Consider the following 22,519-nt stretch of genomic DNA (forward strand, 5'->3'; position numbering starts at 1 on the left):
CACCCAATTCGTAAACTCATAAATCCGAAGGAAATGGTTCGCGTGACGAGACCGCTGTTCATGGATAATCCGGACATTCCCGCGCCTTACCGCGCCTTGCCCATGCTGGTTCCGGCCATCAGGAAACGCAGCGGTGGCATACGCCTTTGGCCGGACATGAGGCCGACGCGGCGAAACAGCGCCTCGAGCTTGTCGGACGCCACGCCCTGGACGATGGGAACGAGGTTGGATTGACTTGCGAAGGCATAGGCCGCGGCCGAAGCCAGCCCACGCTCGGCCTTCACGTCGAGGAAATTGCGCAGCCGGTATTTGTCGCGCACGTGCCGCTCATGCCGCCGCAGCACCGCTTTGGAGCCTTCCGGCAGGCCGTCGATAGCCAGCAACGCCAGATCGGCGTCGGCCAGCCGCTTCAGGTCCTGCGTCTTGTGGCGGCCGCTGAGCGAATCGGCGCGCACGATGGCGCCGTAGCCGCAGGAGCGGATGACCTTGAACCGTGCGCCGTGAGCGACCGCGCGCGCGTAGAGCTCGTAGTCCTCGCCCAGGCGCAGGGTTTCGTCATAGCGCAAACCGTGGCGGTCGAGGAAGGCACGGCTGATCACCGGCTTGAGGAAGCCCAGTTCACCTCTTTGAACGCGGCGTCTGGAGATGTTGCCCTCGACGAAGCGCTCGAAATCGAGGAATTCCGGCTCCGCCGCGAAATCCGGCGCGACAATTGTCGTCGCATCCTTCGTCGCGTCATCCCTGATCAGCATGATGTTGTCGGCCGCGAAATCCCAGTCGGCGCCGGCAAACAGGTTGCGGAACCGGCCCTCCAGGAAGAAGTCGTCGGCGTCCAGAATGGCGATGAACGGCGCTTTCGAGCCGGCGATCGCGGCGTTGCGGGCAAAGGAAGGGCCCCTATTGACGTCGAGGCGCATCACCATGAGCCGGCCGCTGCCGTCGTCGGCGGACACGGCGACCTCGGCCGTGTTGTCGGTGGATCCGTCGTCGACGACGACGACCTCCACCACTTCCGGTTCGCGCAACGCGGACGCGATGGCGACCGCGATCGTGCGTGCCGCGTTTTTGGCCGCGATGATCACGCAGACCTCGGATTTCGTCATCGACATGGGTTTAGCCTCTTGCACAGGTTCCGATCTGCCCTCGCCCTGTACGCATTCGATTTCCGACAGCACCACCATCACGGACTGGCCGGCCGTTCGAAGATGCGGCGACTGATGTCCGCCGACGCCGCCCAGCCTGCCTCGGCCAGGTAGCGGACGGGAGCACGGCCGCATAATTCCCACAACACCGTTCGCCGTTGCGGCCATCGCAGCGACGACAGCCAAGGCGCGATGACCATGCTGAGCAGATCCTCATTGCCGATGCGCGACAGGATCGGCTTGGCGCGCTCCGACAAAAGCGTGCCGGTGCCGCCCAGCAGAACGTCGGCGGCGCGCAGGCCGAGCAGCAGCGTATCGTCCAGCCCTTGGCTCACCGCCGCGTCGAGCAGACGCTGCTGATCGGCCTCGTCGAGACGATTGGCGCTGGCCCTGATATCGCAGACATAGCCAGCGCAGGGTTCGCGGTTGAACAGGGCCTTGGCGACGCTGATGCAGGACAGCATCAGCGTGTCGGCGACCGATGTGAACGGCACCTCAGTGCCGCCAATCTCGACCAGCCGTTTGCGCCGCAGGAACCCGTCGGCGTCGCGTGGACTGGGCGAACCGGGCTGCTGCACGCGATAGTGAAGGTCGACCGTGGACGATTTTGGCCCGTTGCCGCGAATCATGTGCTGTTCGCCGAGGAAACGCACCCACCAGACCGAGCGGGACTTGCCCGACACCTCGTAGCCGATCGAGCGCAGTGCGTCGCGCGCCCTAAAAAAGCCGGCGGGAGAAACCAGGATGTCGACATCGCCCGAAGGCTTCATGAAATGGTCGTCGTAGAGCAGATGCTGCTGGAACGGCCCCTTCAGAAAGACGAAATCGATCTGCCTGTCGCGCAGCGCCTCATGGATCGTCATCGAGTCCATCACGCAGGCGGCGTTCATCGAGACCGTGCGCCTGCGATAGGTGTCGAGCCACTGGAAGAGCTCAGCCGGCCTTTCGCCGGCCGGCGCACGCGACAGCGCCTTCAGGACAAAGATGGCAACCTTGTTCAGCCTAGCGATGTCGGCGACGACGGCATCTGAAAGACCGGGCGTCGAGACTTTGCCGGCGGCCGGCCTCGCGAAATACAACCGCAGGCAGGCCTGCACATAGGCGACCTCGTCGGCGCAATCGGCGGCGCGCAGTCGTTCATAAGAGCTTTCCGGCAAGGCCATTGAGCGCACAGTCTCCAAAAAGCGGTTCGCGCGATAGGTATGCTGCAGGTGCGAAGCAAAGCATCCTCAAAAACCTCGGCGCCGTAAAGTCTTTCCTTTCGCAGTGCGGAGTTTTGCAACCAGAACGTTTACCGGCGTTCCGCGAAAGTGGTGGAAATACCCGGTTGGAATTCCGCTCGTGCCGAAGCATTCCAGCCGACATCAACCTGGATCGGCTAAATTAAATTCATCTTTTAGCGCCGCCTAAAAAAGCAGCGGCAGCGTAGATGTTTTATACAAGCAAAATCAATTGCTTAAAGAATCGTCAGCAACAAGACCAGACCGCACTTGATTTTACCCCGAATGCGGCGAGATTTTGAGCATCCCACACATACATGGTGACGTCCGCAACCCGTAATTGATTAATCAGAGGTAAATCAGGCTTGACTCATAAATGTTGCTATGCAGCTATTGCATCGCAGCATGCAAGTGCTGACGGCACTCGACAGGCCGTTTCCAGTCCTCATTGGAGAGTAAAATGGAACAGAATGTTGAAAAGCATGAGTATGAAACGCCAAGCTTGACGGTGCATGGTTCGATTGAAACCATCACTCAGGGCGGCGGGGGCAGCACGGCGATCGACGCATCGTTTCCCGCGCACACCCCGATCGGCGACCTGACGTTCTCGTGAGACTAGGCTGATCCTGGAGGAGTTACGTTGGGCCTCTGGGATTCAAGACCATAAATGGAGCCGGGGATGAAAATCCCCGACTTTCCGCTTTTGAAGCCTTTCCGCTTTTGAAGCGACGATGTGTAGACCGTGTGTTGCAAACGAGGTTTTAGGATGAACTGGAACCCATCAGACCACGATTGCATAAGTGCCACCAAAGATGCCGTGGCTTGCGAATTCGGCGACGGCCTCGCGCTTCTCAATCTGAAATCCAATATTTATTACAGCCTCAACGGCGTCGGCGCGTTCATCTGGGAGTTGATCCAGGAGCCGAAGTCGATCGCCGATATCCGTAGCGCCGTGCTTGCGTCCTATAATGTCGACGCCGAGCGCTGCAAGGCCGACGTCGACGCATTGCTGAAGGGGCTGGCCGAAAACGGGCTTGCGAGGCTGCAGCATGAGGCACTTGTCTAGGCAGGTTTCGCAAAAGGCCATGGTTTCGCGGCAAAGACCTGCGACGGAAAAGAGCCCCAGGCAGGCGAAAAGTCGGCCAGGCCGGCGGAGCCTAGCCAGAATTCTCTCACTGAGCGGCTCGGAAGCGCTTTTCCTTTGCCGATGCCTGGTGGTGGTCGCGGTTGTCCGGCTGGGGCTGACATTGTTCTCGTACAACCGTGTTCGCGCCATGGTGACCCGGCTCAACGCGCACCAGTGCGCCAGCATGGGCGAGTTGCGGCTCGTCGCCTGGGGGGTTGCCGCGGCGGCACGGTTCGTGCCGCGCGCCACGTGCCTCACCCAGGCGCTTTCGGGCCAATACATTCTCGCGCGCCAAGGCAATGCCTCGAATATCCGCATCGGCGTCGAACGCGGCACGGGCGAGCAGTTGAAAGCGCATGCCTGGCTGATTAGCGACAACCATATCGTGCTCGGCGGATCCGTCGACGGTTTCGCTCATATGGTCGACCACGGCAGCCGATGAGCGGCGTGGCCGGAATCCTGCTGCGACAGGAACACGCACTCGCGGCCCGCGGATCCGCGCCGGCGGACGCGGCGACCGACATCCAGCAGATGCTGGCACGCATGCGCCATCGCGGCCCCGACGGCAGCTCGTGGTGGCTGGACTCCGGCATTGCCCTTGGCCACGCCTGGCTCAACACATTGGATGAAGCCGGCCCCGGCCCGCTGACCGTGGCTGGCGGCAAGCTGGCCATCACCGCCGACTGCCGGCTGGACAACCGCGACGAATTGCTCGCCAGGCTCGGCATACGGGACAGCTCGGTCGCCGACGCGATGCTGCTGATGCGGGCCTATCTGCGCTGGGGCGAAGCCTGCCCCCAGCATCTGCAAGGCGACTTCGCCTTTGCCATCTGGGATGCCGAACGGCAGCTGTTGTTTTGCGCGCGTGACCATTTCGGGGTCAAGCCATTCTACTACCACGCGGCGGACCGGCGCTTTGCCTTTGCCTCCGAGATCGGGCCGATGCTTGGCCTGGACGGGGTCGGCGCGCGCATCAGCGAACACCGGATTTCGGGATTCCTGGCCGGGCTTCCCGACGACCCGCAGTCGACGCCCTACAGCGATATTTTCAGCCTGCCGGCCCGTCACAGCCTCACCGTCAGCGCTAGGCAGGTGGTGCTGCGGCGGTACTGGCAGATCGAGCCGTCTTCGCGGCCGCCGCGGTCGGATGCGGCGGAGGAATTCGCCCATCTGTTCTCGCAATCGGTGCGCAACCGCATGCGGGGGACATCGTCGATCGGCGCGATGCTGAGCGGCGGTCTCGATTCCTCCTCGATCGCCTGCGTGGCCGGCCTGCGGAACGCCGCCGAACGCAAGCCAAGGCTGCCGACCTTCTCGCTGATCTTCGAGAAAGGGTCGTCGATGGACGAACGCCCCTTCATCGACGCCGTGCTCGACCAGCAGAAGGTCGACCCGACGCTGATCGCGGTCGGCGATTATGCGCCCTTCGCTGAATTCGAACGGGTGCTGGAGGAGCAGGAAGGCACCTTTCTGGCGCCGGGCCTGACTCTGACCCGCGGCATCTACAGGACGGCTGGCGCCAAGGGGATCAAGGTGCTGCTCGACGGCCATGGCGGCGACGAGGTCGTCTCACAGGGCCATGGCCATCTGCACGAGCTGGCCAATGGCGGCAGATGGCTGGACCTCTGGCGCGAGATCCGCAGTGCTTCCAACACCTATGGCGACAGCACGCTCGGCCTTTATTTCCAGTTCCTGACCCTCTATGGGCCGGCCTGGCGGATCGCCAAACTGAGACAGCTGGCAAACCGGACGCTGAACAAGATACGCGGGTCCACGCCAACGCGTGGCCGAAGCTGGCGCGACCTGGTCAATCCGGACCTGGCCAGGCGGACCGAACTCATCGACCGTTTTCACCGGGCCGGGTACATGCCGCGCGGCGTCCAGGCCAGCGACGCCTTGAGCCACCGCTGGATCCTGTCGAACGGCTATGTCCCGCATTCCTTCGAGGTTCTCGACAAAGCCGCCGCCAATTTCGGCGTCGAGCCGCGCTATCCGTTCTGGGACAAGCCGCTGGTCGAGTTCTGCCTGGGGCTGCCGGGCGAGGAGAAGCTCAGCCACGGCTTTGGCCGCTCCGTGCTGCGCCGAGCCATGGAAGGGATCCTGCCGCCGGCGGTCCAGTGGCGGCGCGACAAGATCGATTTCACCGCCAATCTGGTCAACGGCATGGTGCGCAACCACCGTGATCTGCTGGAGCAGTTGCTGGTTTCGGACACGTATCGCATCGCACCCTACGTCAACCTGCCCCAGGTGAGTGCCGCCTATGCGCGGCTGCTGCGCCAGCCGGATCAGGCGGCACCGCTCGACGTCCAGTATGTCTGGCGCTCGGCGTCGCTGTCGCTGTGGCTGCGGCAGGTGCAACAGGGCGGGAGTGCCGCATGATGCCTCGCAATGGGCCACTCCCCCTCGCCCCACACCATCCCGCCGTGGCGGGCGTGCCGGAGAGGCAACGCCACTTCTACCGAGCCTATGGGCTGACGGTCGCGTCCGACGTGGCGTTGCCCGAACTGGAGCCGGTGGAGCCGGCCGCGGCGGACATAATGATCGCCGTCGGCGCAATCGATATGCCAAAACCTTCGCCGCAGGCCGCGACCACCTTCCGCTTCGAGCCGGACCGGCAATATCTGGCATGGCATGCCGTCGGCGCGTTCCTGATCAGCGGCGGCCGCCGCATCGATGTCGAACCGGCGCCTGGCGTCGACGACGCGCTGCTTGCCTTCCCGCTGCTCGGGCCGGTGATGGCGCTGCTGCTGCATCGGCGCGGCCTGCTCGTCCTGCATGCCAGCGCCATCGCGGTTGCCGGCAAGGGCGCCATCTTCATGGGCGACAAGGGCGCCGGCAAATCGACGACGGCAAGCGCGCTGATCCGGGCCGGTCATGAACTGCTTACCGATGACGTCGTGGCACTCGATCTCACCAACCCGGGCCGGCCGATGATCGTGCCGGGCTTTCCGCAGATCAAGCTGGCGGCCGACGCCGCGGCCGCAATCCCGCTTGGGCAAGCCGAGGTGCGGCCGCAAGTCCATCCGGCGATCGACAAGATGCAACATCGCCTGCACGGCGCCTTTTCCGGCAGCATGGTGCCGGCGGCCGGAATCTATGTCCTCGAGCGCGGCCAAAGGGCCGCGCTGACGCCCTTGCCCGCCATCGCCGCCTTGCCGGCCATCATCAAATTCTCCTACGTCACCCGGTTCGGCCGCGCCGCGCTCTCCGGCGACTTCGCGGCGATGCATCTTCGCCAATGTTCAGCAATCGCTAACCATGTCGGCGTGTGCAGGCTGGAAGTTCCGGCCGGTCTCGACAGGATCGGGGAGGCTGTGGCGCTGCTTGAGAGAGAACTGGCTGAAGATGTCTAGGTCATCGGTCTTTCGTCTGTCGCTGTTTCGCGACGTCGCCGCCTTCGGCGCCGTGATCGCGCAGATCGGCGGACGGCGGACCTGGACGGCGCTGCTGTTCCTGGTGCTCGGCAGCCTGACCGAAGGCATCTCCATCCTGCTGCTTGTACCGCTGCTGCATCTGGTCGGGCGGGCCGACCAGGATTTCGCGGTGCGGTTGCCGAACATCGATTTCGTGCGCTGGCTGGTGCCAGGCGGGACGTTGCAGCTGACGACGGTGCTGGTTGCGCTGGTCGGGCTTGTTGCCGCGCAGGCGGCGTTCAACCGCTTCAAGTCGGTCTACATGGCCAGGCTTCTGTTCGATTTCATCAACCGCTTGCGCATGAACCTGTTCGAGAGCATCGGCAAGGCGCGCTGGGGCGTGTTTTCGCGCATGCGCGGCTCAGACCTCGACCATGCCCTGACCGGCGACATCGACCGTGTCCAGGGGGCCGCTTTCTCGCTGCTGATGCTGGTGCAGATCGCCGTGCTGCTGGTGGGCTACCTCGTGATCTCCATGTTCATCTCGCCGGTCATGACGGCGTTTGCGATCGCTATCGGTATCGTGATGTTCGTGGCGTTGCAGCCGTTTCGCTCGCGCGCCACCGCCTTTGGGCGCGTGCTGACAAGCAATCGCCAGGATCAGTACCGGACGGTCTCGGAATTCCTCGGCGGCATCAAGGTGGCCAAGAGCTTGAACGTCGAAGCCAGCTATTTCGCGCAGCTGCAGGCAACGCTCGAAAAGATGAAGGCCGACAACATCGACTATGTCCGCAACAGCTCGATCGGCACCGCCGTGTTCCAGGTCACGAGCGTCGTCGGCTTGAGCCTGTTCATCTACGTGGCGCTGGTCCGCTTCAACCTCTCGCTTGCCGAGATCGTCGTGCTGCTGCTGGTTTTCATGCGCATCGCGCCACGCTTCATGGACATGCAGACGCAGGCCCAGCAGGTGCTGATCAACCTGCCCGCCTACACGGCAATGCGCAGCCTGCAGGCACGTTTCGACGCCGAGCGCGAACCGGGCCATGCGGCGGTCGAAGATGCAGGCAAGCTGGCACTCGATACGGGGCTGAACATCCGTGGCGTTTCCTTCGCCTATGACGACGGCGCCTATGACGACGGCGCCGGCAAGGCGGTGGTAAGCGACATCACCTTCGGCCTTCCGGCCGGCAAGGTCACCGCCCTGATCGGCCCTTCCGGATCAGGCAAGAGCACGATCGCCGACATGCTGCTTGGCCTGCTCGAACCGACCGCCGGCAAGATCCTGGTCGACGGCGTCGAGATCGACGCCGCCAATCGACGCCGATGGCGCGATCAGGTGGCTTATGTGCCGCAGGACGTGTTCCTGCTGCATGATACGATCGCGGCGAACCTGCGTCTTGCCGCGCCGCAGGCCAGCGACGATGATCTGTGGACCGCGCTGCGCGCCGCGCATGCCGGCGAGTTCGTCGAGCGGCTCGACCATAGGCTCGATACAGTGGTCGGCGACCGGGGCGTGCGGCTTTCGGGCGGCGAGCGCCAGCGCATCGCACTAGCGCGGGCGCTGCTGCGCAAGCCGTCACTGCTCATCCTCGACGAGGCGACCAGCGCGCTCGACTGGCAGAACCAGTCGCTGATCGCCAGGTCGATCGACGGGTTGCGCGGCGCGGTGACGATCCTGACCATCGCCCACCGGCCGTCGATGATCGCCTTCGCCGACTGGGTGGTGGCGATGGAAGACGGCCGTGTCGTGGAAGTCGGGCAGTATCAGCGCTTGAAGGCGAAGCCGGCAAGCCGTTTGTCCAGGATGCTCTCGGGAGAGCAGTCGGAGACCGAACCGGCCCATGTGGCCTGAGGCCGGGCGATGCCGCGCGTTGGAATTAGTGCAGGCCTCGCCGGGCACTGCCCAGCTTCTCGCCTTCTACTTCGGGCGAGTTCAGCTTTCTTTCGGCTTCGCGTAGCCTGTCGGCCGGCGTCGGCGCGCTCCTGGCAACCATGACATAAATGATGGCGAAATACCCGGCCTGGATGACCACGGCGCAAATGATGACGCGCAGCAGGGTCGTGCCCAGCGAAACGCCGTCAATCCAGGACCAGCCGACGACGATCGCAAGTGCGAAAATCATCCCAACGATGAATTTTGGAAGCGACATACCCAACAGCCCATAAACCGGCTCGGGTTATATCCAACAATTGCCCCACCCGAGCGCCGTCCCTTGTTATGCGGGCTTGTTAAACCACCCGCCGTCGACCGGTTGCTTCCGGCCTTTCAACCTGTCGCTACTCTGACAGGTATAATTTGCAATTCTATTAAGGCGAGCAGAAGGCGGCAAGGGCAACCGCACATATTTTTCATTGAGCTTTCGCGTTCGACTCTGCCATGCTGCAACGCACACGACCGCACTTTACTCAACCAGAGGCGGTTGACGTTTTTTAGTACAATCCGTAATGTTAAGTAGTATTTTATGTTAATAGTCGTGATCTTAGGGGCCTTCTAAAGCACTCATGTGCATCACTCTGGGCCGCGGAGAACGTCCTGCCCAAAATTCGCCTCAAAAACGTCGGCATTTTTTCCACTTGCCCATTTATTGTCACAAATGTGCTATGCATCCTGAAAAATGTGCATTGCGAGCTTATTATTTGGTCAATTCATGACGTGACTATTTCAATGGGCTGGGAAATTGTGTGTTGCGCTGCAACATTTTTTTGGTATCGTGTGGTGAACCATTCGTTCAACGCATGGAGTTACGGCATGAGGGATATTGCCAAGTCGGCCACGGCGGACTTTTCGCAGGCTGACACCGATTTTCCGCCGCCGATCGGCGGCCTCATGAAGCGAAGTTTCGATATTATCGGTTCGCTGGCGGGACTAATCGCTCTCAGCCCGCTGTTCGTCATGATAGCGCTGCTCGTCAAATTATCCGACGGCGGATCGGTTTTCTACGGTCACCGGCGAATCGGCCGCGGCGGCCGGGTTTTCCCGTGCCTGAAGTTCCGGACCATGGTTCCGGATGGCGACAAGGTGCTGGCCGCCTATCTGGCCACCAATCCGGAAGCCAACGCGGAATGGATTGCGACCCGCAAGCTGAAGAGCGATCCGCGCGTCACGCGCGTCGGAGCGGTGTTGAGGAAACTCAGCCTCGATGAATTGCCGCAGATCATCAACATCCTGCAGGGCGACATGAGCCTTGTCGGGCCCCGCCCCGTTGTGCGCGACGAGCTGGAAATCTACGGCAGCGCCGCCGTTTATTATCTGAAGTCGCGTCCCGGCCTGACCGGCCTGTGGCAGGTCAGCGGCCGCAACGACGTCTCCTATGACAGCCGCGTCGCGTTCGATCGTCACTATGTCGAGAACTGGTCGCTGTTCGAAGACGTTCGCATCATCATCAGGACCGTGCCGGCCGTTTGGATGTCACGCGGTTCTTACTGACCGGCCGGCCGATACCAAACATCCGGCGGCAAGCTCATCGGGCGATGGGGCTAAAACGGATCGGAACGTTCACTTGAAGACAGACATGTTCGAAGCCTTTGGCAGCGGCCCACTCTCCGGCCGCTCGCGGCTCATGGCCACATGCCTTGCGTTGTCGCTCGCTTTTCCCCAACTCGCAACCGCCGACGAATACCATCTCGGCTCGCAGGACAAGCTCACCATCCGCATCGCGGAGTGGCAGACCGTCGAAGGCACATTCAGGGACTGGACGGCGGTCAATGGCCAATACACGGTCGGCCCTAGCGGCACGCTGTCGGTGCCTTTCGTCGGCGAGTTGCCGGCGGCCGGCAAGACCACGGCGGAAGTCGCGGCGGCTATCGGCGAGGCGCTGCAGCGTAAGCTCGCTCTGTCGGACAAGCCCGAAGCCTCGGTCGAAATGGCGCAGTTCCGGCCGTTCTACATTTCGGGCGAAGTGCAGAACCCCGGTCAGTTTCCCTACGTGCCCGATCTGACGGTGCTGAAAGCGATCAGCGTCGCCGGCGGCATCCGGCGCACCGCGGACTACGGCCCGCAGCTCGGCAAGGACCTGGTCACCGCCAAGGGCAACTTCGACATCTCCGACGACCAGCGTGTCCGGCTGCTCGTCAGGCGCGCCCGCATCGATGCCGACCTTGCGGGCAAGACGAGCTTCGAGGCACCGAAGGAGGTCGAGGGCGATCCACGGCTGCCGACCATCGTCGCCGACGAGATGACGATCCTGACGGCCGACCAGAAGGCGCTGAAGCTGAAGCTCGAGGCGCTCGACGATCTCAAGGGTGTCCTGCAGGCCGAAATCGAATCGCTGCAAAAGAAGATCGTCAACCAGCAGAAGCAGGTCGACCTTGCGCAGCAGCAGCTCGCCAGCATCGGTCCATTGGCCCAGAAGGGCTTGGTCGCCAATGCGAGACTTCTGGATTCGCAGCAGTCCGTCACCGACCTGCAGGGCAAGATCCTCGACTACGAGACAGCCATCCTCACCGCCAAGCAGGCAATCAGCAAGGCGACGCAGGACGCCATCGATGCCCAGAACACGTTGAGTTCGAGCCTCGCCGCCGACCGGCAGCAGACCGAAGCCGACCTGAACGAGGCCGCGCTGAAGGTGAATATGCAGAAAGGCCTGATAGCCCAGGCCACCGATCCAGCGATGACGGCGGCCATCACCAACGACCAGCAGCCCACCCTGCTCTATTCACTGGTGCGCAATGTCGAGGGCAAGACCAGCGAGATCGCGGCGAAGGAAGAAACGCAAGTGCTGCCCGGCGATGTGATCAAGGTCAAGCTGGCGCCGCTGGCCAGCCAATAGGCACGCCAGGTTTGGCGCGATCCAGCGCCTTCGATCCCCAATCGCAAAACCTCCGTCGGGCCTTCCTGGCGGAGGTTTTTGTTGGTGCGACTTTCTTTGGTAGTGCGATTTTCGATGCATCGTTGCCCAAAATCGCTACGCCCTTTTGGGCAAGGTGCGTTGGCTCACGTAGGGTCGGCAGTCGCCGGACGGCCGGCGTGCCGCGGCCATTCGGCCTCGCCCCTGTTCGCATCCGCCGGCTCGAAGGCCCCCCACCGCCGCGTGCCGGTAACGGGCAGCCGTGCCAGCTTGAAATAGCTGAAATACATCAGGAAGGAACCCATGATGTAGGGGTTGAGGATCTCGACCTCGACGAAGGAGCGGATCAGCAGCAGCACCATCACGCCGAAGAGAACCACCGATTCGGCCTGCCATGCCTTGAAGATCACCATCGAGACGTGGCCGTAAAGCGTGCGCAGCAAGATCAGCGACACCATCGTCGCACCGGTGAAGCCGAGTTCGACAAGCGCCTCGATATAGGTGCTGTGGAAATGGAAGCCGGTGCGGGTGGTGATGTAGAATTCGTTCCACAGCCGTTCGGCCTCGGCAAATCCCTGCACCCAATAGGCGGCATAACCGACGCCGAGGATCGGCGACCGCTGAGCGGCATCCCAGCCCTGTTCCCAGAGATAGGTCCGCCCGGTGAGCGTCGAATCCTTGCCGAAGATGCCAAGCACGAAGTCCATGAGCCCCAGATTGAGCGCCACCACAGCCACCACGACGATCATGCCGGCACCGACCAGGAAGATCACGCGGCGATAGCGCCGCGACAAGAGTTTGCTCATGGCAAGCAGTGCAATCAGCGCCAGGACCGCCGGTATCGAGGCCATCGAGGTGGCGGAATGCGAGACGACCAGCACATAGGCCGACAACAGCACGACGGGCACCGTCAGGATGAAGCTGAGCCGGCCACGCCGCAGGAAGGCGAGGAACACAACGGAGAAATAGATGCCGAGCGAGCCGACAAAACCGATCTGGTTCTTGGACGCGAAGGCGCCGACGAAATTGTAGGTGCCGTCGAGGACGTCTTCGGAATAGCCCCCGACCTTGAGTGAATAGAGCAGGACGAAGAATATCCCGATCAGGGCGCCCAGCGTCAGGGTGCGCGCGCTGACGGTGCGCGCCGCGACATAGGCGCAGGCAATGTGGGAAAGGTACTGGATCGCCGTCCTTGCGGTGGTGCCGGGCGCCTGCGACCAGAAGACGGAGAAGCAGACATAGGCCGCGAACAGCAGCGGCAGCCAGGCGCTGGACAGCTGCCGTAGGAAGCGCCGGTAGTCGACCAGGATGAGCGGAAGCCAGACGGCGTAGTAGGCCAGGATCAGCACCTGGCCGAATATGACGGAATAGGAGAACGCCCAGATCGAGACGGCAACGGCAAAGGCGCCATAGGCGGAATTCTTTTCGGGATCGACCAGCAGGGACTTGGGAATCTTCATCTCAGAGTCCCGTCGACACGACCCAAGACCGGCCAGCCAGAGACCACCAAGCCCGGCAGGCCGAAAGCCGGCCGGCATATCCGCAAACAGGGGCGTACAATAAACAGCGTCTCCATTGTGCAGTGCAATATAACCTATCGCACCCCTTGCTCAATGGCAAATCCGGGGCAAATCCGGTCACCTTGTCTTACAGCCGGGCGATTGCCGAGAGATCGATGGGGTCCGCGCTGCTTCGGGATTGGCCCAGACGATCGCCCCACATGCCGGCTTGAACTTGCCTGCCGGCGACTTCACAGTCCACCTAGGGTGAGGCGGCCGGTTGCATCGGTCACGGAAAGAGGACAATCAAATGCCTATGCATTTTGCGGGACGTTTCGCCGGCCGGTCGGCGGTCATCACCGGCGGGGCCTCGGGCATCGGCCTGGCGGTGGCGCAAAGGATCGTCGGCGAAGGCGGGCGCGTCAGCGTCTGGGATCGCGATCCGGCCCAGATCGATCAGGCCAAAGCCGTTGTTGCCGGCCTGCACGGCGTGACGTTGGACGTTGCCGATGCGAAGGGTGTTGAAGCCGCCACGGCGCGGACGATCGAAGCCCTTGGCGGGGTCGACATCCTGGTCACCAGCGCGGCCATCACCGGGCCGAACATGACGACCTGGTCCTATTCGACGGAGGATTGGCAGAAGGTCATCGACATCAACATCAACGGCGTCTTCTACTGCAACAAGGCGCTCGTCGCGCACATGCTCGAACGCGACTATGGCCGCATCGTCAACATCGCCTCGATCGCCGGCAAGGAAGGCAATCCCAACGCCTCCGCCTACAGCACGTCGAAAGCAGCGGTGATCGGCCTGACCAAGTCGCTCGGCAAGGAATTGGCCAAGACCAAGATAACGGTCAATTGCGTGACGCCGGCGGCCGTGCGCACAGCGATCTTCAAGCAGATGAGCCAGGAGCACATCGATTTCATGCTGTCCAAGATACCGATGGCGCGCTTCGGCGAGGTCGAGGAAGTGGCGGCACTGATCTGCTGGATCGCCTCAGAGGAGTGCTCGTTCACGACGGCTGCGGTGTTCGATGTCTCCGGCGGCCGCGCTACCTATTAACCAGCCGGGGGCTCCCGCCTCTGCCAGATCCAACTACAATTCCGCGTGACGGAGCAACGAACGGAGCTGGACAGGCGTATAGTGGCTGAGGTCCGGATGGACGGTGATGACATAACAGCGTTGCGGGAAGCCATGATGCGACGAGACAGCCCGGCAGGGGCGATGACCCACGGCCGCCGTGCCGATGAAGCGCGATCGACGGGAGCCGCGACCATCTGGCCGGAGTTTGCATCGTTTGCCTGAAGCATATCCCGCCACGCTGTCCGATGACGAGCTTCTGGATCGCTATCAGCGCGCCGCCTTCGGCTATTTCCTGGAGAATGTGAAACCCGACAACGGCCTGGTTGCCGACACGTCACGGCCGAATTCGCCGGCCAGCATCGCGGTCGTCGGCTTCGCGCTGTCCTGCTATCCGATCGGCGTCGAGCGCGGCTGGATGACGCGCGAGGCGGCAGTGGAGCTTACCCTCGCCGCGCTGCGTTTCTTCTCGGCCAGCCCGCAAGGCAGCGGCGACGACGTCACCGGCCACAAGGGCTTTTACTACCACTTCCTCGATATGCGAACCGGGCTGCGGGTCTGGCGCTGCGAGCTGTCGATGGTCGACACCGCCCTGCTGATCGCCGGCTTCCTGGTGGCGAGCGCCTATTTCGCCGGCAGGGATGAGAAGGAAACCGAAATCCGCCAGCTGGCCGAGGCGCTCTACCGGCGCGTCGACTGGCGCTGGGCGCAAGGCAGCAGTCCGACCTTGCGGCAAGGCTGGAAGCCCAGGAGCGGCTTTCTGCACTATGGCTGGGAAGGCTACAACGAGGCGACGATCCTCTATGTGCTGTCGATGGCCTCGCCGGACAGCCCGACGTCGGACGACTGCTATGAAGGCTGGACGGCGACCTACCAGTGGGAAAACATCTATGGCCATGACGTGCTCTATGGCGGACCGCTGTTCATGCATCAGTTCTCGCATGCCTGGATCGATTTCGCCGGCATCCGCGATGCCTTCATGCGCGAGAAGAATTCCGACTATTTCGAGAACAGCCGCCGTTCGACCTACCTTCACCGCGACTATGCCCGGCACAACCCCTATGGCTTCGACGGCTATGGCGAGAACCTGTGGGGACTGTCGGCCGGGGATGGACCGGGCGGCTTCCGCGCCAGCGTGGAGCGACGGCGTCATCGGTTTTCCGGATATGCCGCGCGTGGGGCGCCTTTCGGGCCGGATGACGGGACGATCGCGCCATGGTCCTATCCGGCGTCGCTGCCCTTCGCGCCTGACATTTGCCTGGCTGCCTTGCGCCATCTCGGCGACCGCTATCCGCAGGTGATCGACAATTTCCGGCTGCCGAGCGGCTTCAATCCGACATTGGCCAGCCGGCGAAAATTCGGCCGCAACGGTTGGATCTCGGAAGGCCATTATGGGCTGGACCAAGGCATCGTGGTCATGATGATCGAGAACCACCGCTCGCGTCTGATCTGGGAGTTAATGCGGTCCAATCCTCACATCCGTCGCGGCCTGGACAAGGCCGGTTTCACCGGCGGATGGCTGTCGCAGCTCGCAAGCCCCGAGCCTGGGGGCCGCGATGTCGCATGAACGGACCAAAGCCGCCGCCTTCCCGGTCGACCGCAACGATGTCGAGCTGATCCGGGGCGCGCATCCGCCGCGCTGGAAGAACCCGGAGCCGGACGGTCCGTACAATCTCGTCGTCATCGGCGCCGGGCCTGCCGGACTGACCGCCGCGCGCGACGCCGCGAGCCTTGGCGCCAAGGTCGCGCTGATCGAGCGCGGGCTGATCGGCGGTGCGTGCGTCAATGTCGGCGGGGTGCCGTCGAAGTCGATCATCCGTACGGCCAGGCTCTATGCCGACATGCGCGACGCCGAGAATTTCGGCGGCGACACGCCGGAGCGTCTGCACGTCGACTTCGAACGCGCCATGATGCGGATGCGGCAGATCCGGGAGCGGATCAGCCGCGCCGATTCGGCCGTTGCCATCGCTTCGCAAGGCATCGACCTCTATTTCGGTGAGGCACGCTTCGCCGGCACGGACACGGTGCTGGTCGCCGGCAAGACGCTGCGGTTCAGAAAGGCTTTGATCGCGACAGGTGCGCATCCAAGCGGGCCGGCGATTCCGGGGCTTGCCGAGGCCGGCTATCTCAACAACGAAACCATGTTCGATCTCACGAAGTGCCCGCCACGGCTCCTGGTCATCGGCGGCGGGCCGCTCGGCTGCGAGACGGCGCAGGCCTTCTGCCTGCTCGGTGCCAAGGTCATCCTGGCGCAGAGCGATCCGATGTTCCTGCCGGGCGAGGAACGCGACGCCGCGCAAATCCTTTCGGACGCGCTGGCGCGCGAGGGGGTCGAGGTCCGGCTGAACACCGAAGTGGTGGCGGTGCGGACAAAGGGCGGCAAGAAGCTCGCCGACCTGATGCGGGACGGCGACGTGACGACCATTTCCGTCGACGAGATCATCACCGGCGTCGGCCGTTCGCCCAATGTCGACGATCTCGACCTGGAAAATGCCGGCGTGGTGTATGACGTCAACGGCATCAAGGTGGACGATCACCTGAGAACGACAAATCCGCACATCTACGCGGCGGGCGATGTGTGCCTCGAATACAAGTTCACCCATACCGCCGAAGCGACCGCCCGCATTGTCGTGCGCAATGCGCTGTTTCGCGGCCGGGAAAGGCTCAGCGAACTTGTCGTTCCCTGGTGCACCTATACCGATCCGGAGATCGCCCATGTCGGTCTCTATCCGGTGGAGGCCCGTCGGAACGGCATTCCGGTCAAGACCTATACGGTGCTGATGCACGATGTCGCCCGTGCCGTGATGGACGGCGAGGAAGAGGGATTCGTCAAGATCCATGTCAGGGAGGGGTCCGACCGCATCCTCGGCGCGACGGTGGTCGCCGCCCACGCCGGCGAGATGATCAACGCGGTGACGCTCGCCATCCGGTCAGGCATCGGATTGCATGCACTGGCCGACGTGATCCACCCCTTCCCGACGCAGGCCCAAGGCATCAAGATGGCGGGCGACGCCTACCGGCGAACGCGGTTCACAAGCTTGCGCAGGCGTCTGGCGGCGCGCTGGCTGGCCTGGTCGAGGCGATGACAGCGCATGAAGCATGCTTTTCTCTGAAATGTCCGCAAATACACGACCAAGTATCCCGCCCGGCGCTTGACGGCACCCAGTACGACTAAGGAAGATTGGACGCACGGTGCGACCGCGGAACACTCGGGGATGCAGCCTGTAACTGAAACCGAATATGCAATCCGGCTCTTGGCCAAGGGCTACATCTGCGTGCCGTTGTGTGCCGGGGGCAAGCATCTCGATCTCCAGGCAATGGAGTACCATCCCCTACATTTGCAGTCCCGTCGAAGGGACCTGAAAGAGTTGGCGTTCCAATCGGTTGCCTTTCATCTGTCGCAGAAGCCGCCAACCGGCGACGACATCCGGCGCTGGTTCCGTAAGTTTGCCGGAAATGTCGGAATCCTTGGAGGGTTCTCCAACCTTCTTATCTTGGATTTCGATGATGCCGCGACCTATCTGAGCTGGTCGAGCAAGCACGAGGCCCTTTTAAGTCGCACGCCGATTGCAAGATCGCCGAACGGGTTTCATGTCTATCTCAGGACGCGCGACCCGACGGCTTCGTCCAGCCTCTATGCCGGCATGCGCCGGATCGGCCACGTGAAGGCGCTTGGGGGCTATGTCGTTGGCAGCCCGTCCATGCTCAAGGATGGTTCGTCCTACAGCTGGCTGAAGGACCATTCACCATTCGACGTCGATCCGTCGCCCATCGAGGGCCTCGCTAGTCTCTCGCTTCGCGCGGTCTCGCCGTTCAAATACCATTATGACCGCATACTGAACCGTGGCTTCTTCGAGCCCCCGTGAGTATCCAGCCCGCATGAGTATCCAGTCCGCATGAGTATCCAGCCCCCATGAGTATCCCGGACGGCGCGCGACCGGACATCAGCATCGTCATCCCCGCAAGGAATGCGGCCGCGACGATCGACGCGACCCTGCGCAGCCTTGTGCCGGACAGAGACCTCATCGGTGAGATCTTTCTGGTCGACGATGGATCCAACGATCAGACCGCCGCTATCTCGATCCAAAGCGCCCGCGAATATGAATTGCCGCTGCAGGTCCTCAGCATGCGGCTTGGCAGCGCCGGCGCCGCCCGCAACGCCGGTATGGCGCGTGCCAAGGGCAAGTTCCTGTTCTTCCTCGATGCCGACGACGAGGTGATCGCGGGAGGCTTGGGGCTGTTGCGTGAGGCGCTTGTGAGCAATCCCGGAGCCGGCCTGTCGATCGGATCCAGCATTCGACGCACCGCGGGCCGGCCGGATAAGCTCAAGGCTCCACATGGATATACAAGCGATCGGGCCCTGAATGCCCGACGCTACCTTCTCAACGAGGCGTGGCCGATCGCCGTGGGAAGCGCATTGGTCGCAGCCGCGGCGACGGCCGCCATCAGCTTTCCCGAAACCGCTGGTCTCGATGAGGATACTTGCTATTGGGCAGCCCTGCTTGCCCGCTCCGACGTGGCGACGACCCCCGCACCGGTGCTTCTCTATCACCATGACGAAGCGAGAATGGCGCAGCGATTCGTCCAGACCCCCCGAGCCACATTTCTCGCGATAGCACTGGAACTGGACAAGCTTGCCGGTTTAGGCATTGCTAAAGACGTTCTGCAATGGAGGAAAGCCTGGATCGCGCAGCGGATTTCCAGACAGCTCCTCAAGCACAAGCGATACGGGGCTGCGATGCGCATGATGCGTGCCGTTCGCGCCCACAAGACCCTTGGCGGGAGTTGGAAGACATTGCAATATCGTACCCGAATTCATGCCGGGGCCATGGTGGAGCGGCCTGGCCATCGGTTGGATGCCAGGAGGGACAGGGAAAGACGCACGCTGATCGTGTCGTACGACCCGGCCTTTCCGCCAACTTCAGGTTCGGATCTGAGAAACTACCGCAACGCCGACGCAGCCGCCAGGTTCGGGCCGGTGTGCCTGGTTTCGGTGAAGCCGAAGTTCGCGGGGAATGCGGCTGATCCATTGATCCGCGTCGAGGGCCTTTCGACCGAGGGAGAGCCCCGCACGGCCTCGGTCGGGTGGTGGCGCACCAGGGCGGAGAATCGCATACCGCGTTCCGCCCTGGCGCGGCTTGAGGCGCTCGCCCGTGAATTCCGCCCTGACACCATCATTGTCGAGGGCGTCGGCCTGTTCAAGCTGCTGCGGCCGCTGCGCCCGCTGGCGGCGCAGCTCATTCTCGACATGCACAATGTCGAGTCCGACCTTGCAGCACAGATCAGGCGTCTCAGTGCCAAGCGAACCGCGGCGGCATTCGGCGTCAGGTTCCTTGAAAGAAAAGCGCTGTCCCTTGTCGACAGGGTATGGGTCTGCTCGAACCTGGATCGCCAGAAGCTGATGAGGCTTTCCCGGCACAAGATTCCGATCCACGTGGTTCCGAACGGAATTCCGCAAGCCAGCGATGTTCCCACGCACCTGCCTGCCGAGCCGTCGACCGGCAACGGCTTTCCGGTGATCGTGTTCATCGGCCATCTCGCCTACCCGCCAAACGTCGATGCCGCACAGCGATTGGCCAGTGTCATATTTCCCCGTATCCGACACGCCCTGCCGGATGCCAGGCTTGTCCTGGCTGGACGCACGCCAAGACCGGCCGTGCAGGCACTGGCCAGATTGCCTGGTGTGGAGCTCATCGAAGATCCCGCCGACGTGGCGCCACTCTTGTCCAGCGCGCATCTCACCGTCGTTCCGCTGACGGCGGGTGGCGGCACACGCATCAAGATCCTGGAAGCAATGGCCGCGGGCGTACCGGTGATCGCCACGCCGATCGCGGCCGAGGGCCTGGACCTGGTCGAGAACGACGAGGTGCTGCTGGCTGACACCGACGAGACGCTTGCCGAGATGGCCATCGGACTCTGTCTCGACCCCGAACGCCGGGCGCGGCAACGCCTTCGCGCGCATCAGGCGGCATGGGCAAGGTTCGGCCTGCAAGCGATCCGCGACGCCGTCCGCGACGGGCTTGGACCAGACGGCCCCGCCGCATGATTCCAGCAATCCTGCACCAGACGTGGAAGACCGACCGTGTCCCCGCGCGCTTCCAGGCGTATGCCGACAGCTGGAAGCGGCACAATCCACGCTGGACGGTGATGTTCTGGAGCGACCGGATGCTGCTCGACTTCGTTGCCGAGCACTACCCGGATTTCCTGCCGGTGTTCTGCACGTACCCAAACGGCGTGGAGCGGTCGGATGCGGCCCGCTACATGCTTCTGCATCATTTTGGCGGGGTCTACGCCGACATCGATTGCGAATGCGTCGCGCCCTTCGATCCGGTCATGAACGAGACCCGGATCGTGCTGTGCAAGGAGCCGGCTTCGCATTCGGCCGTCCAGATGGAATTCCGGGGCCTGCCCTATCTCCTGTTCAACGGGACGATAGCGAGCCCGCCCGGTCATCCGTTCTGGCTGCATCTCCTGTCGATGATGCCCGGTCTCGCCGGCGCCAAGGACGTGCTCGACGCCACGGGTCCTTGCCTGCTGACCTCCGCCCAGCGCGATTACGACGACCAGGCGGCCTTCGCCATTCACCCTTCCGGCCTGTTCACGCCGGTGATGTCGGCCGGCAGCGCCGCGCGCGAGGCCGACGACGACACGGCGGCGCTTTCGATCCATCACTGGGCCGGCACCTGGTGGATCCCTGAGCCGCCGCCGAAATGGACCACCAAGCTTCGCAACCGAGCCTACCGGCTTTGGTATCAGCTGACGCGTGGCGCGTATCTCGATGAGGCCGTGGCGAAAGCGGGCGTCGACAAAGCGGTCCTGTCGGCGCCGCCGCCTTCAGGCAAAAATGTCGCCGTACTGGTGCCGCTTCGCGACGCCGCTGACCTCATCCAGCCATTTCTCGATGCGCTGGAGGGGCTCGACTATCCCAAGGAGAGGATCAAGCTGGTTTTCTGCGAGGGTGACAGCCTGGATGGGAGCTGGGAGCGGCTGCAGGCCGCGACGGCGGGATTAGCCGGCAAATATCGTGACATCGTCCTGCTGCAAAGGCGGGTCGGCACCAGCCTCGACCGGGCAAAACGGGCAAGGCCCAGGATGCAACGCGCGAGGCGGGGCGCGATCGCCAAGGTGCGAAATTACCTGATCGATCACGGGCTGAGCAAGGACGACGACTGGGCACTGTGGATCGACATCGACGTCTGGCGCTTTCCCGGCGATGCCCTCAACCGGCTGATCGCCACGGGACATCGCATCGCGGTGCCCAACTGCGTGAAGGTCGCCGGCGGCGGCAGTTTCGACCTCAACAGCTTCATCATAAGGCGGCAGACAAGGGATTATCGCTACTACCGCGATATCCGTGGCGGTCTCCACCAGCCTCCCGCGCAAACACCAAACCGGTATCATCTCAGCGATGTCAGGCATCTCGACATCATCGGCCTCGATGCGGTCGGCGGAACCATGCTCCTGGTCGATGCCGCCTTGCACCGCGGCGGCCTTCGCTTCCCCGAAATTCCCTACCGCGACCTGATCGAAACCGAAGCTTTTGGCGTGCTCGCCAACGATCTCGGCATCAGGCCGGTCGGCCTGCCTAAGCTGGAAATACTGCACGTGCCGTGGTGAGCCGGCAGCCGCCGAAGTTTCTTCCCTAAGGGTTCCAGATCGGCGATGGCCGCAGATGTCGCCAAGGCGTCAGTCATGCAACTCGCGCGATATCGGCGGACCGACAGAGTAGCCGGAGAATGTGACCTCGAAACCCTCGCGCTGCGGCGAACAGCACATCATGCCGACATCGACCGTCTTCGACACCGGGAAATAGGCGAGCCGCACCGGCTTCCAGTGACCGTCCGAAGCATCGAGATACTGGACGCGGATCGCCTCGGCGTGGCGGGTCAGGCGGATCCTGACGCCGCCCGGACCGGCATGAATGGCCACCAGCGACCAGTCCGACGTGTCGTTGGTGACGACGACGGAGACATAGGCGAGGCCGTCCGTGTATTCGATGCCGGCCTTGATCCAGTGCGTTTCGCTCAGCCGGAGCATCAGCCCCGCCTGGTCGTAGAGCACCTTGTAGTCGCCCTTGACGGTGACTTCGGCGGTGAAATCGCCCTCGACCGGCCGATGCAGGAAATGGCCGTTGTCGCGCCAGAAACCGTAGAAGGTCTCACGCCAGAAATCGGTCTCCTTGCCGGTGCGTGCATGGACGGTATCGCCGTCGATGGCGTGGTGCGGCGGCGGGTTGAGCCAGGTCAGGTCCTGCAATGCCATGGCGACGCGCCGATCCGTTTCTTGAGCTGCGTGACCGCTCGCCGGCCCG

19 protein-coding genes are annotated in these 22,519 nt (G+C 63.0%); 14 read left to right on the forward strand and 5 right to left on the reverse strand.

What is annotated here, in order from left to right:
- Nucleotides 1-86: 86 nt before the first annotated feature.
- Nucleotides 87-1,109, reverse strand: a complete 1,023-nt coding sequence (locus tag LB577_RS18425) for a glycosyltransferase family 2 protein (RefSeq protein ID WP_224687782.1) — start codon at nucleotides 1,107-1,109, stop codon at nucleotides 87-89.
- A 71-nt stretch (nucleotides 1,110-1,180) separates the two neighbouring features.
- Complete coding sequence (locus tag LB577_RS18430) at nucleotides 1,181-2,305, reverse strand: nucleotidyltransferase family protein (protein WP_224687783.1); 1,125 nt, start codon at nucleotides 2,303-2,305, stop codon at nucleotides 1,181-1,183.
- A gap of 517 nt (nucleotides 2,306-2,822) precedes the next feature.
- Here LB577_RS18430 and LB577_RS18435 point away from each other — a divergent pair.
- The 6 genes from LB577_RS18435 to LB577_RS18460 all read left to right on the forward strand — a co-directional run bounded on the left by LB577_RS18435 (nucleotide 2,823) and on the right by LB577_RS18460 (nucleotide 8,693).
- Entirely contained in the window at nucleotides 2,823-2,975 is a 153-nt protein-coding gene (locus LB577_RS18435) for a lasso peptide (protein ID WP_010913078.1), read from the forward strand.
- Nucleotides 2,976-3,128: 153 nt separating this feature from the next.
- A complete protein-coding gene (locus tag LB577_RS18440) occupies nucleotides 3,129-3,428 on the forward strand; it encodes a PqqD family protein (protein WP_023767508.1) in 300 nt (99 codons plus the stop codon).
- Nucleotides 3,429-3,576: 148 nt separating this feature from the next.
- Nucleotides 3,577-3,930 (forward strand): lasso peptide biosynthesis B2 protein, encoded by a 354-nt coding sequence (locus LB577_RS18445; protein ID WP_249490955.1) that lies wholly within the window; start codon nucleotides 3,577-3,579, stop codon nucleotides 3,928-3,930.
- Nucleotides 3,927-5,867, forward strand: coding sequence for a lasso peptide isopeptide bond-forming cyclase (locus tag LB577_RS18450; protein ID WP_224687784.1), 1,941 nt, complete (start codon nucleotides 3,927-3,929; stop codon nucleotides 5,865-5,867). The genes LB577_RS18445 and LB577_RS18450 overlap by 4 nt, the downstream gene beginning before the upstream one ends.
- The gene (locus LB577_RS18455) at nucleotides 5,864-6,841 is read left to right on the forward strand and encodes a serine kinase (protein ID WP_224687785.1); all 978 of its coding nucleotides are present in this window, start codon (nucleotides 5,864-5,866) and stop codon (nucleotides 6,839-6,841) included. Before LB577_RS18450 ends, LB577_RS18455 begins: the two co-directional genes overlap by 4 nt.
- Nucleotides 6,834-8,693 carry an ABC transporter ATP-binding protein gene (locus LB577_RS18460; RefSeq protein WP_224687786.1) on the forward strand — a complete coding sequence of 620 codons (1,860 nt, stop codon included), beginning with the start codon at nucleotides 6,834-6,836 and terminating at the stop codon, nucleotides 8,691-8,693. The genes LB577_RS18455 and LB577_RS18460 overlap by 8 nt, the downstream gene beginning before the upstream one ends.
- A gap of 25 nt (nucleotides 8,694-8,718) precedes the next feature.
- Here the strand turns inward: LB577_RS18460 and LB577_RS18465 are convergent, their stop codons facing one another.
- Nucleotides 8,719-8,991: a hypothetical protein gene (locus LB577_RS18465; RefSeq protein ID WP_031249634.1), complete on the reverse strand. Its 273-nt coding sequence runs from the start codon at nucleotides 8,989-8,991 to the stop codon at nucleotides 8,719-8,721.
- Between the two features lie 599 nt (nucleotides 8,992-9,590).
- Between LB577_RS18465 and LB577_RS18470 the strand changes: the two genes are divergently transcribed.
- Nucleotides 9,591-10,268 (forward strand): sugar transferase, encoded by a 678-nt coding sequence (locus LB577_RS18470; protein ID WP_224687842.1) that lies wholly within the window; start codon nucleotides 9,591-9,593, stop codon nucleotides 10,266-10,268.
- Between the two features lie 85 nt (nucleotides 10,269-10,353).
- Complete coding sequence (locus LB577_RS18475) at nucleotides 10,354-11,610, forward strand: polysaccharide biosynthesis/export family protein (RefSeq protein ID WP_224687787.1); 1,257 nt, start codon at nucleotides 10,354-10,356, stop codon at nucleotides 11,608-11,610.
- A 164-nt stretch (nucleotides 11,611-11,774) separates the two neighbouring features.
- Here LB577_RS18475 and LB577_RS18480 read toward each other — a convergent pair whose 3' ends face one another.
- Nucleotides 11,775-13,088, reverse strand: a complete 1,314-nt coding sequence (locus LB577_RS18480) for an O-antigen ligase family protein (protein WP_224687788.1) — start codon at nucleotides 13,086-13,088, stop codon at nucleotides 11,775-11,777.
- Nucleotides 13,089-13,437: 349 nt separating this feature from the next.
- On the opposite strand from LB577_RS18480, the gene LB577_RS18485 reads away from it, so the two are divergent.
- From LB577_RS18485 to LB577_RS18510, 6 genes are all read left to right on the forward strand, one after another.
- On the forward strand, nucleotides 13,438-14,190 hold the full coding sequence (locus LB577_RS18485; RefSeq protein ID WP_224687789.1) for an SDR family NAD(P)-dependent oxidoreductase: 753 nt from the start codon (nucleotides 13,438-13,440) through the stop codon (nucleotides 14,188-14,190).
- A gap of 235 nt (nucleotides 14,191-14,425) precedes the next feature.
- Entirely contained in the window at nucleotides 14,426-15,775 is a 1,350-nt protein-coding gene (locus LB577_RS18490) for a glucoamylase family protein (RefSeq protein WP_224687790.1), read from the forward strand.
- Nucleotides 15,765-17,294, forward strand: a complete 1,530-nt coding sequence (locus LB577_RS18495) for a mercuric reductase (protein ID WP_224687791.1) — start codon at nucleotides 15,765-15,767, stop codon at nucleotides 17,292-17,294. Before LB577_RS18490 ends, LB577_RS18495 begins: the two co-directional genes overlap by 11 nt.
- Before the next feature lie 168 nt (nucleotides 17,295-17,462).
- Nucleotides 17,463-18,074 (forward strand): bifunctional DNA primase/polymerase, encoded by a 612-nt coding sequence (locus LB577_RS18500; protein ID WP_249490957.1) that lies wholly within the window; start codon nucleotides 17,463-17,465, stop codon nucleotides 18,072-18,074.
- Between the two features lie 47 nt (nucleotides 18,075-18,121).
- Nucleotides 18,122-20,254 (forward strand): glycosyltransferase, encoded by a 2,133-nt coding sequence (locus LB577_RS18505; protein ID WP_224687792.1) that lies wholly within the window; start codon nucleotides 18,122-18,124, stop codon nucleotides 20,252-20,254.
- Nucleotides 20,251-21,825: a glycosyltransferase gene (locus tag LB577_RS18510; protein WP_224687793.1), complete on the forward strand. Its 1,575-nt coding sequence runs from the start codon at nucleotides 20,251-20,253 to the stop codon at nucleotides 21,823-21,825. Before LB577_RS18505 ends, LB577_RS18510 begins: the two co-directional genes overlap by 4 nt.
- 69 nt (nucleotides 21,826-21,894) lie before the next feature.
- Here the strand turns inward: LB577_RS18510 and LB577_RS18515 are convergent, their stop codons facing one another.
- A complete protein-coding gene (locus tag LB577_RS18515; RefSeq protein WP_224687794.1) occupies nucleotides 21,895-22,470 on the reverse strand; it encodes a DUF1349 domain-containing protein in 576 nt (191 codons plus the stop codon).
- Between the last annotated feature and the right edge of the window lie 49 nt (nucleotides 22,471-22,519).

Origin of the sequence: Mesorhizobium sp. B283B1A, assembly GCF_020165735.1 — a bacterium.
GTDB lineage: Bacteria > Pseudomonadota > Alphaproteobacteria > Rhizobiales > Rhizobiaceae > Mesorhizobium > Mesorhizobium opportunistum.

Excerpts from the sequence above, each read along its gene's own strand:
- LB577_RS18425 (WP_224687782.1), bottom strand. The coding sequence starts at position 1,109 with ATGTCGATGACGAAATCCGAGGTCTGCGTGATCATCGCGGCCAAAAAC.
- LB577_RS18430 (WP_224687783.1), bottom strand. The coding sequence starts at position 2,305 with ATGGCCTTGCCGGAAAGCTCTTATGAACGACTGCGCGCCGCCGATTGC.
- LB577_RS18435 (WP_010913078.1), top strand. The coding sequence starts at position 2,823 with ATGGAACAGAATGTTGAAAAGCATGAGTATGAAACGCCAAGCTTGACG.
- LB577_RS18440 (WP_023767508.1), top strand. The coding sequence starts at position 3,129 with ATGAACTGGAACCCATCAGACCACGATTGCATAAGTGCCACCAAAGAT.
- LB577_RS18450 (WP_224687784.1), top strand. The coding sequence starts at position 3,927 with ATGAGCGGCGTGGCCGGAATCCTGCTGCGACAGGAACACGCACTCGCG.
- LB577_RS18455 (WP_224687785.1), top strand. The coding sequence starts at position 5,864 with ATGATGCCTCGCAATGGGCCACTCCCCCTCGCCCCACACCATCCCGCC.
- LB577_RS18460 (WP_224687786.1), top strand. The coding sequence starts at position 6,834 with ATGTCTAGGTCATCGGTCTTTCGTCTGTCGCTGTTTCGCGACGTCGCC.
- LB577_RS18465 (WP_031249634.1), bottom strand. The coding sequence starts at position 8,991 with ATGTCGCTTCCAAAATTCATCGTTGGGATGATTTTCGCACTTGCGATC.
- LB577_RS18470 (WP_224687842.1), top strand. The coding sequence starts at position 9,591 with ATGAGGGATATTGCCAAGTCGGCCACGGCGGACTTTTCGCAGGCTGAC.
- LB577_RS18475 (WP_224687787.1), top strand. The coding sequence starts at position 10,354 with ATGTTCGAAGCCTTTGGCAGCGGCCCACTCTCCGGCCGCTCGCGGCTC.
- LB577_RS18480 (WP_224687788.1), bottom strand. The coding sequence starts at position 13,088 with ATGAAGATTCCCAAGTCCCTGCTGGTCGATCCCGAAAAGAATTCCGCC.
- LB577_RS18485 (WP_224687789.1), top strand. The coding sequence starts at position 13,438 with ATGCCTATGCATTTTGCGGGACGTTTCGCCGGCCGGTCGGCGGTCATC.
- LB577_RS18495 (WP_224687791.1), top strand. The coding sequence starts at position 15,765 with ATGTCGCATGAACGGACCAAAGCCGCCGCCTTCCCGGTCGACCGCAAC.
- LB577_RS18505 (WP_224687792.1), top strand. The coding sequence starts at position 18,122 with ATGAGTATCCCGGACGGCGCGCGACCGGACATCAGCATCGTCATCCCC.
- LB577_RS18510 (WP_224687793.1), top strand. The coding sequence starts at position 20,251 with ATGATTCCAGCAATCCTGCACCAGACGTGGAAGACCGACCGTGTCCCC.
- LB577_RS18515 (WP_224687794.1), bottom strand. The coding sequence starts at position 22,470 with ATGGCATTGCAGGACCTGACCTGGCTCAACCCGCCGCCGCACCACGCC.